Source organism: Xylanimonas oleitrophica (genome assembly GCF_003244315.1).
GTDB lineage: Bacteria > Actinomycetota > Actinomycetes > Actinomycetales > Cellulomonadaceae > Xylanimonas_A > Xylanimonas_A oleitrophica.
Map to the genome: position 1 here is coordinate 81,874 of NZ_QKWH01000008.1, position 12,825 is coordinate 94,698.

Genomic DNA, 12,825 nt, shown 5'->3' on the forward strand with positions numbered 1-12,825 from the left:
TGGCCTGCCCGGCGGGCTGGTCGCGGCGGGCGTCAGGCGCCGGGGAACCCCTGCTGCCGCCACGCCTCGTACGTGACGATCGAGGCCGCGTTGGTGAGGTTGAGCGACCGGCGCCCCGGCAGCATCGGGATGCGCACCCGGTCTGTCACCCGCGGGTGCGCCATGACCTCCTCGGGCAGCCCGGTGGGCTCGGGCCCGAACAGCAGCACGTCGCCCGGCTCGTAGGCGACGTCGGTGTACGACGTCGTCGCCTGCGCCGTGAAGGCGAAGACCCGCCCGGGCAGCGCGGTCAGGGCGGCGTCGAACGTGGGGTGCACGTCCATGACGGCGAGGTCGTGGTAGTCCAGCCCTGCCCGGCGCAGCTTGGACTCCTCGAGGTCGAACCCCAGCGGCTCCACCAGGTGCAGGCGCGCCCCGGTGACGGCGGCGAGCCGGATGGCCGAGCCGGTGTTCCCCGCGATGCGCGGCTCGAAGTAGACGATGTGGGCGAACGACGCCGCCGGGGCGGCAGGTGCGCTCGGGTGCGGGTTGGCGGGGTGGGTGGTGCGGGGGTCGGTCACTGCCGTCCTTCCTCCGGGGTGGCCGGGTGCTCGACGACGGCGGTGCCCGCCGCGGCGTCGGCCCCGCCGCTGTGGTGCTCGCGCCGGCCGAGAGGCAGCACGTGCACCACGGCCAGGACGACGGCCCCGACGAGCACGCCCACCACGAACGAGCAGAACGTGTTGAACAGCCATGCGAGCACGGCACCGACGGCGGGCACCGCGTGGTGGATGCCCTCCTCGACGTGGTGCACCCAGCCGTACGGGCCGTGCCAGCCGAGCTCGTCGGTGCCGGTGAGCAGGATGTGCCCGCCCACCCACAGCATGGCCACGGTGCCCACCACGGAGATCACTGCCAGCAGCCGCGGCATGCCGCGCACCAGACCGCGGCCCACCTTCTGACTGAGGGAGGAGCGGCGCTGGGCGAGCGCCAGCCCGATGTCGTCCATCTTCACGATGAGAGCGACGACGCCGTAGACCACGACCGTGATGACCAGCGCCACCACCACGAGGATGGCGAGCCGCGCCCAGAACCCCTCGTGGGCCACCTCGTTGAGCGAGATGACCATGATCTCGGCCGACAGGATGAGGTCGGTGCGGATGGCGCCCGAGACGAGGGTCTTCTCGGCGTCCTCCCCGACGTCGACGACCTTCGCGGCGTGGGCGTCGTGGCCGCGCAGCCGGCCCCAGATCTTCTCGGCGCCCTCGAAGGCGAGGTAGGTGCCGCCGAGCATGAGGATCGGCGTGAGCAGCCACTCGGCCCACTGGCTGAGCACCAGGGCGACGGGAAGGATGATGACGAGCTTGTTGCGGATCGAGCCGACGGCGATCTTGCGGATGATCGGCAGCTCCCGCTTGGCAGCCACCCCCTGCACGTACTGCGGGGTGACGGCGGTGTCGTCGATCACCACGCCCGCCGCCTTGGCCGTGGCGCGCCCGGCGGCCGCACCGACGTCGTCGATGGAGGCGGCGGCCATGCGCGCGATCGCGGCGACGTCGTCGAGCAGGCCCAGCAGACCGGCGCTCACCGGGCGCTCCGGGAGGCCGGCACGGGTTCAGCACTCATGTCGCGAAGCGTAGATCAGCACCCGGGTGCTGGCGGGCCCGGGGCGCGGGGCGACCGGCGTCAGGACGAGCGGCCGCGCCGCCAGCCCTCGATCAGCCGCGGCACCCGGATGTCGTGCACGGCGCGCGCCTGGCGGCGGGTCACCAGCACGCCCACGAGCGCGACCGCCATCATGGCGGGCAGCGCGCACAGCGCGACGCGGTAGTCGTCGAGGGTGGGGGCGCCGTCGGGCGCGAGCCGGTCCAGCACCACGCCCACGGCCAGCATCACCGCGAACGTGGAGACGAACCCGCCCATGTTGGCCACGCTCTGCGCGGCGCCCAGGCGCTGCGGCGGGTTGAGCGAGGCGGCGAAGTCGAGCCCGATGAGCGAGGCGGGGCCGCCCACGGACACGAGGGCGACGAAGATCGCGAGCTGCCACAGCGGGCGGGGCCCCGACGGGATCAGCACCAGCGCCCAGCCGGCGGCGACGCCGGTGGCCACCGCGAGCGCGATCCACGAGCGCCGCAGCGGGTGGCGGGCCGTGAGCTCACCGATCACGGGACCGGCCACGATCGCGACGAGCACGTTGAGGGTCAGCAGCCCCCCGGCCTGGGCGGTGGTGAGCCCCTGACCCTGCACGAGGAACGGCACGCCCCACAGCAGCACGAACACGTTGGCGCTGACACCGCCGATCATGTGCGTCCAGAAGCCGAGCCAGGTGCCGGGGTTGCGCAGGGTGTCGCCGAGGCCGGACAGGCGGCTGGGGGCGGCCAGCGGCGGCTCGCCCGCAGGGCGGTCCCGTACCACGAGGCCGGCGAGCACCGTGGCGAGCACGCCGAGCACCACGAGCCCGGCGAACGCCCACGTCCAGCCGAGGTCGTGCAGGGCGAGGGCGAACGGCAGCGCGGAGACGACCTGCCCGCACTGGCCCACGATGCCGGTCACCTGCGTCAGCAGCGGCACGCGGCGGCGGGGGAACCACGACCAGACGAGGCGCACCGCGGAGACGAAGATGGCGGCGTCACCGCTGCCGATGAGCACGCGGGCCACGATGGCGACCCCGACGCCGGGCGCGAACGTCATGACGAGCTGCCCCACCGTCATGGTGAGCGACCCCAGCACGAGCAGGCGCCGCGGCCCCCAGCGGTCCAGGGCCACGCCCATCGGCAGCTGCATGGCGGCGTAGACGGCCAGCTGCACCACCACGAAGAGGGACAGCACGGTGGCCTGGACGCCGAACCGGTCGGTGGCCTCGAGCCCGGCGACACCGAACGAGGAGCGGTGCGCCACGGCCACCACGTAGGTGAGGAGCCCTGCCGCCCAGACGATCCAGGCCCTGCGGCCCCCGCTGCTGCTCGTGCCGTCCACGCGTGCTCCCTCACCTGTCACACCGCATGGTAGGCGCCGCATGAGAGGTGTCTCATGTTGCTCTCACCCGTGCTTCATCCGGGTCTCCCAGGCTGGAGCCATGCCAGGAACCACGACCGCCCCCGCCCGCCGGGTGGCCCTGTACTCCCACGACACCCAGGGACTGGGCCACATCCGGCGCAACCTCGCGATCGCCGACGCGCTCGTCGCGGCGGACGCGGGCACCGACGTCGTCGTGCTCACGGGCAACCCGGAGGCCGCGACGCTGCCGCGCCCGCCGCGCACCGACCTGGTCACCCTGCCCACGGTCCGCAAGGACGCCGGAGGCGGGTACGACAGCCGCGCGCTGGGCATCGGGTTCGACGAGGTGCTGCGCCTGCGGTCCGCGGTGCTGGAGGCCACCCTGACGACGTTCGCCCCGGACCTGCTGGTGGTGGACAAGGTGGCGCTCGGGCTGGGCGGCGAGCTGGAGCCGGTGCTGCGACGGCTGCGCGAGACGGGCGGAACCCGGGTGGTGCTGGGCCTGCGCGAGGTGCTCGACGCCCCCGACGTCGCGGTGCGCGAGTGGGAGGTGAGCCGCACGTCCCAGGCGGTGCGCCGCTACTACGACGCCGTGTGGGTCTACGGCGACCAGGCCGTGTACGACACGGTGGCCGAGTACCGGCTGCCGGGCGACGTGGCCCGGATGGTGGACTTCACCGGCTACCTGGCCCGGGGCCGGGACGCCGGCGCGAGCGCCCGCGGTGTGGTCGAGGCGCCGCCGTCCGACCCGTACGTGCTGTGCCTGTGCGGTGGCGGGCAGGACGGCGTGGACCTGGCCCGTGCGTTCGCCGCGGCCCCGCTGCCCGACGGCGTGCGCGGCCTGGTGGTGACCGGTCCGTTCATGCCCACGGCGGTGCGCGAGGAGCTGCACGCCATCGCCGCGCGCAGCCCGCGGGTCGAGGTGCGCGAGCTGGTGGCGAACGTGCCCGCCCTGGTGGCCGGCGCCCGGGCCGTGGTGTCGATGGCCGGGTACAACAGCGTGTGCGAGCTGCTCGACGCCGGTGCCCGCACGCTGCTGGTGCCCCGCACCGCCCCGCGGCTGGAGCAGATGGTGCGGGCGCGGCGGCTGGCCGAGCTCGGCCACGCCGACGTGCTGCACCCCCGCGAGGCGACCCCGCAGCGGCTGGGGCGGTGGTTGGAGGCAGCCGTCACCGGTGCGCACCCCGGTGCCACGACCGCCACGCCCCACCCCGTGGACCTCGACGGCCTGGATCGGGTGCCGATCCTGGCCGACCGCCTCCTGGAAGGAGCCACCCGTGCTGCCTGAGACGACCCGCGTGGGCTACGTGCTCAAGATGTACCCGCGGTTCTCCGAGACGTTCGTGGTCACCGAGCTGCTGTCGATGCAGCGGCTCGGGGTGGACCTCGAGGTGTTCAGCCTGCGGTACCCGGTGGACGGGCGGTTCCACCCCTCGCTGGCCGAGATGCGCGCACCGGTGACCTACCTCAAGCACGGGGGCCTGCGGGCCGCGGACGTGTGGGCGGCGCTGGGCGCGGCCCGGGCCGCCGTGCCCGAGGTGGACGCGCACCTGGACGAGCTGCTCGCCGCCGAGGTGGGTGACGCCGTGCAGGCGCTGGAGCTGGCCGTGGCGGTGCGGGAGCGGGGCATCACGCACCTGCACGCCCACTTCGCCTCGGTGGCCACCACGGTGGCACGGCTGGCCGCGCTGCTGACGGGCATCACCTACTCGGTCACGGCGCACGCCAAGGACATCTTCCACGAGGAGGTCGACCCGGCCGACCTGCGCCGCAAGGTCGCCGACGCCCGCGCCGTGGTCACCGTGAGCGACTACAACCTCGCCCACCTGCGCGCCGAGCTGGGACCGGACGCCGGCCGCGTGCGCCGCGTCTACAACGGCCTGGACCTGCGCGGCTTCCCGTACGCCGACCCGGGCGACCGCCCGCCGGTGGTGGCCGCCGTGGGACGCCTGGTGGAGAAGAAGGGGTTCGCCGACCTGCTCGAGGCGGTGGCGGTCCTCGTGGGCTCCGGCCGCAAGGTCGAGGTGGAGCTCGTCGGAGCGGGCCCGCTGGCCGACGACCTGCGGGCCCGGCGCGACCGCCTGGGGCTGGCCGACGTGGTGCACCTGCGCGGCCCCCTGCCCCAGGACGAGGTGAGCCGGGTCGTGGCCGGTGCCGCCTGCTTCGCCGCACCGTGCGTGGTGGGCGCCGACGGCAACCGGGACGGCCTGCCCACCGTGCTGCTCGAGGCCATGGCCCTCGGGACCCCTGTCGTCTCCACCCCCGTGACCGGCATCCCCGAGGTGGTGCACGACGACGCCACCGGGCTGCTCGTGCCCGAGCGGGACCCGCAGGCGCTGGCCGTAGCCCTCGGCCGCCTGCTCGACGACGCGCTCCTGCGCCGCCGGCTCGCCGCCGCCGCCCGCGAGCTCGTCGAGACCGAGTTCGACACCACCCGCCAGGCCGCCCGCGTGGCCGAGACCTTCGCCTGACCGGCCCGAGGAAGGAGACACCCGTGCGCATCGCCTACGTCTGCACCGACCCCGGGATCCCCGTCGCGGGGACCAAGGGCGCCTCCGTGCACGTGCGCGCCGTCCTCGCCGAGCTCGTCGCCGGCGGGCACGAGGTGCACCTGGTCACCCCGCGCCCCGGCGGCACCCTCGGCAGCGACGACGGCGACCCGCTGCGCGCCGTCGTCGTGCACGAGCTGCCCGCCGTGCCGCGCGCCGACCGCACGAAGGGACCGGCCGAGCGCGAGCACGCCGCCCGCGCCGTCGACGCCCAGGTCGCCGGCGTGCTCGACGCCGTGGCCCCCGACCTCGTCTACGAGCGCTACGCCTTGTGGGGCCGCACCGCCACCGCGTGGGCCGCCGCCCGCGGCGTGCCCAGCGTGCTCGAGGTCAACGCCCCCCTGCCGCGCGAGCAGGCCGCCCACCGCACCCTCGTCGACGCCGCGGGGGCCGAAGCCGTCGCGCGCGGCGCCCTCACCGACGCCGGCGCCGTCGTGTGCGTCAGCGACGGCGTGGCCGCCTGGGCCCGCACCGTCTCCGCCCGCCCCGAGCGCGTCCACGTGATCCCCAACGGCGTCGACACCCGGCGCGTGCGCCCCGCCGACCGGCCCGTCACCCCCGCCGACGGCACCGAGTTCGTGGTCGGGTTCGTGGGCACCCTCAAGCCCTGGCACGGCGTCGACGTGCTGCTGCGCGCCTTCGCCCGCCTGGCCTCCGGCGACCCCACCTGGCGCCTGCTGCTCGTGGGCGACGGCCCGACGGCGGCCGACCTCGCCGCCCTCGCGGACCGCCTGGGCGTCGCCGACCGCGTCGAGACCACCGGTGCCGTCAGCCAGGACGAGGTGGCCCACCACCTGCGCCGCATGGACGCCGCCTGCGCCCCCTACCCGCAGACCGCCGACTCCTACTTCTCCCCGCTCAAGGTCTACGAGTACCTCGCCGCCGGGCTTCCCGTCGTCGCCAGCCGCACCGGGCAGGTGCCGCAGGCGCTCGCAGACGGCGGGCTGGGCACCCTCGTGACGCCCGGCGACGAGCACGAGCTCGCCCGCGCCCTGGCCGCCCTGCGCGCCGACGTCGCGCGGCGGGAGCACCTGCGCGGCGCCGCGCGAGCCCGGGCCGTCGAGCGGCACACGTGGACGCAGGTGGTGGAGCGCAGCCTCGGCCTGGTGCTGCCCGCCGCCGGGAGGAGCGCCGCCTGATGGCCGAGAAGAAGCGCCGCCAGCCCAGCCTGCGCGAGGCGGTCCCCGGCCTGGGCCGCATCCTGCGCCGGTTCTCCCACCACGTGCGCGACCAGCGCCGGCTGCTGGTGCTCGGCTCGCTCGCCCTGCTGGCCGAGGTGGCCATGCGGCTGCTGGAGCCGTGGCCGCTGGCGTACGTCATCGACCACCTCGTGGTGCAGGCCGGGGCCGAGCTCGGCTCGGCCACCGGTGCCGCGCAGGAGCAGCCGGGCCTGGGCACCGCAGCGCTGCTGACCCTGTGCGCCGTGGGCCTGCTCGCCGTCGTCGCCCTGCGGGCGCTGGCCTCCTACGCCATGACCGTCTGCTTCGCCCTGGCGGGCAACCGGGTGCTGACCCGCGTGCGGTCCGAGCTGTACGCGCACCTCAACCGGCTCTCGGTCGCGTTCCACGACAAGGCGCGCACCGGCGACCTGGTGACGCGCGTGACCGGGGACGTGGGGCGCCTCCAGGAGGCCACCGTCACGGCCCTGCTGCCCCTGGTCGGCAACGTGGTCACCCTGGTGGGGATGCTCGTGGTGATCGCGGTGCTCGACCCGGTGCTGGGCCTGGTGGTGCTCGTGGTGCTGCCCTTCTTCGCCGTCATCAACGTGCGGCTCACCCGGCGCATCGCGGGCGTCTCGCGCGAGCAGCGCAGCGCCGAGGGCGCCATCGCGTCGCTCGCCACCGAGTCGCTGGGCTCGATGCGCGTGGTGCACTCCTACTCCCTGGCCGGGCGGCTGCAGGAGCGGTTCGGCGGCAGCAACGAACGCTCCCTGCGCGACGGCGTGCGCGCCAAGAAGCTGTCGGCCGGGCTGGAGCGCAAGACGGACGTGCTGGTGGGCGTGGCCACCGCCCTGGTGCTGTGGGCCGGCGGCTGGCGGGTGCTCTCGGGCGACCTGACCCCCGGCGAGCTCACCGTGTTCCTCACCTACCTCAAGACGGCCATGAAGCCCATGCGCGACGTCGCCAAGTACACCGGCCGCATCGCCAAGGCCGCCGCCTCCGGCGAGCGCATCGTGGACGTGCTCGACCAGCGCCCCGACCTCGTGGACGCCAGCTGGGCCCGCCCCGCGCCCCGGTTCCGCGGCTGGGTCGAGCTGCGGGACGTGTGGCTCGCCTACTCCCCGGGGCACCCCACGCTGCGCGGCCTGGACCTGCGGGTGCGGGCCGGGGAGCGCGTGGCCGTCGTCGGCCCTTCCGGCTCCGGCAAGTCCACGCTCGTGGCGCTGCTGTCCCGGCTGCGCGACCCCGACCAGGGCCAGGTGATGATCGACGGGCACGACCTGCGCGACCTCACCCTGGAGTCGGTGCGCTCCCAGGTGTCCGTGGTGCTGCAGGAGAGCGTGCTGTTCGCGCTGTCGGTGCGGGAGAACATCGCCCTCGGCGTCTCGCGCGACGTCACGGACGAGGAGATCGAGGAGGCGGCCCGCACCGCCGGCGCCCACGACTTCATCATGGCGCTGCCCGACGGCTACGACACCGTGGTGGGTGAGCGTGGCGCCACCCTCTCGGGCGGGCAGCGGCAGCGGATCGCCATCGCCCGCGCCGCCGTGCGCCGTGCGCCCGTGGTGGTGCTCGACGAGGCCCTGACCGGCCTGGACCCGCAGACCGAGGGCGAGGTGGTCGGTGCCCTGCGACGCCTGACCGAGGGCCGCACCACGTTCGTGGTGACCCACGACCTGGAGGCCGCCCGCGACGCCGACCGCGTCGTCTGGATCGAGGAGGGCACCGTGCGCCTGCAGGGCGCGCCCGACGAGGTGCTGGGGGTGATGGCCCGTGCCGGGCACGCCTGACCCCACCCGCGAGGCCGTCGCACGGCTCGTCGCCGCCGACCCGCACCTGCCGGCCCTGCCGCTCGCGCTCGACGACGACCTGCTCGCCGACCTGCTCGCCGCCCACGGCCGCCGGCTCCTGCGCCGCCGCGCCGTGCGCTACAAGCCCGGCACCAGCGTGGTGGTCACCCTCGACCTCGACGACGGGCCCGCCTGGCTGCTGGGCACCACGCCCGACGCCGCCGCCAAGGTGGCCAAGACTGTGCGCCGCGCGCCCGCCGGCTCCGTGATCGCCGCCGACCCCGCCGGGATGCTCCTCGCCCGGCCCGCCGCCGACCGCGACCTGCCCGGAGCCCGCGACCCCGAGGGCACCGTGAGGCGCCTCCTGCCCGGCCTCGCGCAGCGCCCGCACACCGTGCGCACCCTCGTGCACAACGCCCAGCGGCGCTGGGTGGCGCTGGTCGAGGCCCCCGACGCCGCCGAGGAGCGGGTGCTCCTGCGGGCGCACCGGCCAGGACCCTCCCGTCAGCACCACGACGCCCTGCTGCGCGTGGCCACCACCGGGCTCGTGCCGCCGCCGCTGGCGTACTCGGAGCAGCACGCGACCCTCGCCGTGGGCTTCGTGCCGGGCGAGCCGCTCGACGAGGCGCTGGCCCGCGGGGCGGCGGGCGCTCACGAGCTGCGCGCCGCCGGGCGCGCCCTCGCCCGCGTGCACCAGCACCACGGCGACGGCCTGCCCGTGCGCACCCGCGGCGACCACGCCGCGTCAGCCCGCCAGGTGGCCGCGCTGCTGCCGCACCTGGCCGACCGGGTCGCCGCCGTGGTCGAGGCCGTCGACGCCGGGCTGGCCTCCGCCGAGGCGCACGACGCCGCCGCCGGGCACGCGGGCGTGCTGCGCCACGGCGACTTCTCCGCCGATCAGGTGGTGCTGCGCCCCGACGGCACCGTCGCGCTGGTCGACTGGGACGAGGCGTGCACCGGCCCGGCCGGGGACGACCTCGCCGGCGCGGCCGCCGCGGGCCTCGACGGCGGCGCGGTGGAGGCCCTGCACACCGGGTACGCCGAGGTGCGACCGCTGCCCGGAGGGCTCCCCGCACGCACCGCCGCCGCACTGCTGCGCCGCGCCCCCGAACCGTTCCGCCACGCCGAGACGGCGTGGGCCGAGCGCGTCGAGCAGGTGCTCGCCCGCGCCGAGGAGGTGCTCCGTCATGACCGCTGACCCAGCACGTTCGCGCTTCGACCAGGTCCGCGCTGCGGTCGGCGCGGCGGGCGGTCAGGTGGTGCGTGCCTGGCCGCGCGACGCCGAGCACCTGCTGCTCGACCTGACGGTGCCCGGCGGCCCGGAGGGCACCTCCGGCAGCGTGCCGGAAGCCGTCGCCGCGCAGTGGTTCGCCGACCCGGCCCGCGCCGCGCGCGTGGGAGCCGCCACCCCAGGGGCACGGGTGCACGGGTCCCTGGTGCTGCAGCCCCAGGGGGCCGACCGCCGTCTGCCCGCCCTGCAGGGCCTCCTGGCCGACCCCGGTGCCCGCCTCGTGGCCCACCGGCCCGAGCGCCGGGCCGTCGTGCGCCGCCGTACCGGTGGTGGCACCGCTGGCCGGACCGCCTACGCCAAGACGGTGCGAGCCTCCCGGTTCGGCGCCCTGGTCGACGCGGCCCGCGCCGCCGAGGCGCTGCCGCTGCGCACGCCCGCCGTGCTCGACGCCGACCCGGCCACCGCTGTCGTGACCCTGGGCGCGCTGCCCGGCCGGCCGCTGCACGACCTGCTCGACGACCCGCTCGCTCTCGTGGCCGCCCGCCACCTCGGCACCGCCCTCGCCCGGCTCCACGCGCTGCCCGTGCCGGCGGGCACAGCGGTGCACGACGCCGAGGCCGAGGCCGCGGTCACTCGCCGCTGGGCCGAGCACGCCCGGGCCTACGGGCTCGGCCCGGCCACCGGCGCGGCCCCCGTCCCCGACCTCCCGCTCGTGCCTGCCAAGGAGCGCACGCTCCTGCACCGCGACCTGCACGACAAGCAGGTGCTGGTGGACGACGACGGCTCGGTCGGCCTGCTCGACTTCGACCTGCTCGCCGCCGGGGACCCGGCCCTCGACCTGGCGAACCTGCGCGTGCACCTGGAGCTGCGGCAGCGGCAGGGCCTGTGCGCCGACCCCGAGCCGCTGTGGGACGCCGTCCTCGACGGCTACCGGCCCGCGCCGACCGTGCTGGCCCGGGTGCCCGCGTGGGCCGCCGCCGCCCGGGAGCGGCTGCGGGCCGTGTACGCCTTCCGCCCCGCCGACCGGGCCACCTGACACGAACGCCGGTCCGCACGCACATGCCTCGGGTGCGTGCGGACCGGCGCGCGCGGTCAGGGGGAGCGGGCTCAGCCGGCCTGGCGCTGGAGCCGGTCGCGCAGGCCGTCGAGCTGGTCGCGCAGGCGCTGCGGCACCCGGTCCCCGAACGTGTCGAAGAACGACTCGGTGAGCGCCGTCTCCTCCAGCCACGGCTCCGTGGGCACGTCCAGCAGGGCGCGCAGGTGCTCCTCGGGCAGGTCGAGCCCGTCGGTGTCGAGGGCGTCCGGAGCGGGCAGCAGCCCCACGGGGGAGCAGACGGCGCCGGTGTCGGTGCGCAGGCCGCGGGCCCGGTCGATCTGGTTGACGATCCACTCGATGACGCGCGAGTTCTCGCCGAACCCGGGCCACAGGAACGAGCCGTCGGGGCCCTTGCGGAACCAGTTGACCTGGAAGACGCGCGGCTTGAGCTCCGGGTCGAGCGCGTCGCCCACCTCGAGCCAGTGGGCCCAGTGGTCGGCCATGTTGTAGCCGCAGAACGGCATCATCGCGAAGGGGTCGCGGCGCAGCTCACCCACGGTGCCCTCGGCGGCGGCGGTGCGCTCGGAGCTGATGGTGGCGCCGAGGAACACGCCGTGGTCCCAGCTGGACGCCTGCACCACGAGGGGCACGTTGGTGGCGCGGCGGCCGCCGAACACGATGGCGTCGACGGGCACGCCGGCCGGGTCCTCCCAGTCGTCGGCGATGGTGGGGCACTGGGCGGCGGCGACGGTGAACCGCGAGTTGGGGTGGGCGGCGGGGCGGCCGGCCTCGCCGTCGGCGGGGGTCCAGTCCTGTCCGGTCCAGTCGACGAGGTGCTCGGGCGGCTCGGGGGTGAGGCCCTCCCACCAGACGTCGCCGTCGTCGGTCATGGCCACGTTGGTGAAGATGACGTCGCGGTCGAGGGTGGCGATGGCGGTGGGGTTGGTGTCGACGCCGGTGCCGGGCGCGACGCCGAAGAACCCGGCCTCGGGGTTGATGGCGCGCAGGGTGCCGTCGGGTCCCGGGCGCATCCACACGATGTCGTCGCCGAGGGTCTCGACCTTCCAGCCGGGGACGGTGGGCTCGAGCATGGCCAGGTTGGTCTTGCCGCAGGCGCTGGGGAACGCGGCAGCCAGGTGGTAGACGCGCTGCTCGGGGGAGGTCACCTTGACGAGGAGCATGTGCTCGGCGAGCCAGCCCTCGTCGCGGGCCATGGCCGACGCGATGCGCAGGGCGAAGCACTTCTTGCCCAGGAGGGCGTTGCCGCCGTAGCCGGAGCCGTAGGACCAGATCTCGCGGCTCTCGGGGAAGTGGACGATGTACTTGGTGTCGTTGCAGGGCCAGGGCACGTCCTCCTGGCCCTCGGCGAGGGGGGCGCCGACGCTGTGCACGGCGGGCACCCACGCGTGGCCGGCGTCGATGAGGTCGAGCACCTGCGGGGACACCCGGGTCATGACGTGCATGGAGACGACGACGTAGGGCGAGTCGGTGATCTCGACGCCCACCTGGGAGATGGGGCCGCCCACGGGGCCCATGGAGAACGGCACCACGTACATGGTGCGGCCGCGCATGGAGCCGGCGAAGACGCTGCGCAGCTCGGAGCGCATCCCGGCGGGCTCGCGCCAGTTGTTCGTGGGGCCGGCGTCGTCCTGCTCCTCGGAGCAGATGAAGGTGCGCGACTCGACGCGGGCGACGTCGGAGGGGTGGGAGCGGGCCAGGTAGGAGCCTGGGCGCTTGGCCTCGTCCAGCCGGATCAGGGTGCCGGCCTCGACCATCTGGTCGAGCAGGCGCTGCTTCTCCTGCGCGGAGCCGTCGCACCACACGACCTCGTCGGGCTGGGTGAGGGCGGCGATCTCCTCGACCCAGGTGCGCAGGTCGGGCTGCGGGGGCGCGGGGCGGCGGGGCCGGGTGTCGGGGGCGGTGTCCGGCCCGGCGCCTGGTGCGGTCTCGGGCTCGTGGACGAGCTCGGCGACGCGGGCGGTGCGGCGCGGGGTGGTGGGGAACATGGCGGGCCTCCTGACGTGGACCTGTTGATTCCACGGTCGCGCAAGGTCCGCCCTCGTTTCCAGCGTTCCGGGCGTGA

At 75.7% G+C, this 12,825-nt stretch carries 10 protein-coding genes; 6 read left to right on the forward strand and 4 right to left on the reverse strand.

Annotated elements, in window-relative coordinates; translation table 11 throughout:
* Positions 1-32 precede the first annotated feature (32 nt).
* From DNL40_RS11100 to DNL40_RS11110, 3 genes are all read right to left on the reverse strand, one after another.
* Entirely contained in the window at positions 33-482 is a 450-nt protein-coding gene (locus tag DNL40_RS11100) for a tRNA (cytidine(34)-2'-O)-methyltransferase (protein WP_179951053.1), read from the reverse strand.
* A gap of 74 nt (positions 483-556) precedes the next feature.
* Positions 557-1,567, reverse strand: a complete 1,011-nt coding sequence (locus DNL40_RS11105) for a DUF808 domain-containing protein (protein WP_111251324.1) — start codon at positions 1,565-1,567, stop codon at positions 557-559.
* Between the two features lie 98 nt (positions 1,568-1,665).
* On the reverse strand, positions 1,666-2,955 hold the full coding sequence (locus DNL40_RS11110) for an MFS transporter (RefSeq protein WP_179951049.1): 1,290 nt from the start codon (positions 2,953-2,955) through the stop codon (positions 1,666-1,668).
* A 100-nt stretch (positions 2,956-3,055) separates the two neighbouring features.
* Here DNL40_RS11110 and DNL40_RS11115 point away from each other — a divergent pair, with 100 nt between their 5' ends.
* The 6 genes from DNL40_RS11115 to DNL40_RS11140 are packed head-to-tail and all read left to right on the forward strand — an operon-like array spanning position 3,056 to position 10,742.
* Entirely contained in the window at positions 3,056-4,264 is a 1,209-nt protein-coding gene (locus tag DNL40_RS11115; RefSeq protein WP_146252079.1) for a glycosyltransferase family protein, read from the forward strand.
* Positions 4,254-5,447: a glycosyltransferase gene (locus DNL40_RS11120; protein WP_245885856.1), complete on the forward strand. Its 1,194-nt coding sequence runs from the start codon at positions 4,254-4,256 to the stop codon at positions 5,445-5,447. The genes DNL40_RS11115 and DNL40_RS11120 overlap by 11 nt, the downstream gene beginning before the upstream one ends.
* A 23-nt stretch (positions 5,448-5,470) precedes the next feature.
* On the forward strand, positions 5,471-6,664 hold the full coding sequence (locus DNL40_RS11125; protein WP_111251327.1) for a glycosyltransferase family 4 protein: 1,194 nt from the start codon (positions 5,471-5,473) through the stop codon (positions 6,662-6,664).
* Complete coding sequence (locus DNL40_RS11130) at positions 6,664-8,475, forward strand: ABC transporter ATP-binding protein (protein WP_111251328.1); 1,812 nt, start codon at positions 6,664-6,666, stop codon at positions 8,473-8,475. Before DNL40_RS11125 ends, DNL40_RS11130 begins: the two co-directional genes overlap by 1 nt.
* Positions 8,459-9,673 (forward strand): phosphotransferase, encoded by a 1,215-nt coding sequence (locus DNL40_RS11135; protein WP_111251329.1) that lies wholly within the window; start codon positions 8,459-8,461, stop codon positions 9,671-9,673. Before DNL40_RS11130 ends, DNL40_RS11135 begins: the two co-directional genes overlap by 17 nt.
* On the forward strand, positions 9,663-10,742 hold the full coding sequence (locus DNL40_RS11140; protein ID WP_111251330.1) for an aminoglycoside phosphotransferase family protein: 1,080 nt from the start codon (positions 9,663-9,665) through the stop codon (positions 10,740-10,742). The genes DNL40_RS11135 and DNL40_RS11140 overlap by 11 nt, the downstream gene beginning before the upstream one ends.
* Positions 10,743-10,813: 71 nt before the next feature.
* Here the strand turns inward: DNL40_RS11140 and DNL40_RS11145 are convergent, their stop codons facing one another.
* Positions 10,814-12,748 (reverse strand): phosphoenolpyruvate carboxykinase (GTP), encoded by a 1,935-nt coding sequence (locus DNL40_RS11145; RefSeq protein WP_111251331.1) that lies wholly within the window; start codon positions 12,746-12,748, stop codon positions 10,814-10,816.
* Positions 12,749-12,825: the final 77 nt, after the last annotated feature.

What these genes read in the sequence shown, in the direction of transcription:
- DNL40_RS11145 (WP_111251331.1), bottom strand. Translation starts at nt 12,748, where the DNA reads ATGTTCCCCACCACCCCGCGCCGCACCGCCCGCGTCGCCGAGCTCGTC.
- DNL40_RS11140 (WP_111251330.1), top strand. Translation starts at nt 9,663, where the DNA reads ATGACCGCTGACCCAGCACGTTCGCGCTTCGACCAGGTCCGCGCTGCG.
- DNL40_RS11130 (WP_111251328.1), top strand. Translation starts at nt 6,664, where the DNA reads ATGGCCGAGAAGAAGCGCCGCCAGCCCAGCCTGCGCGAGGCGGTCCCC.
- DNL40_RS11115 (WP_146252079.1), top strand. Translation starts at nt 3,056, where the DNA reads ATGCCAGGAACCACGACCGCCCCCGCCCGCCGGGTGGCCCTGTACTCC.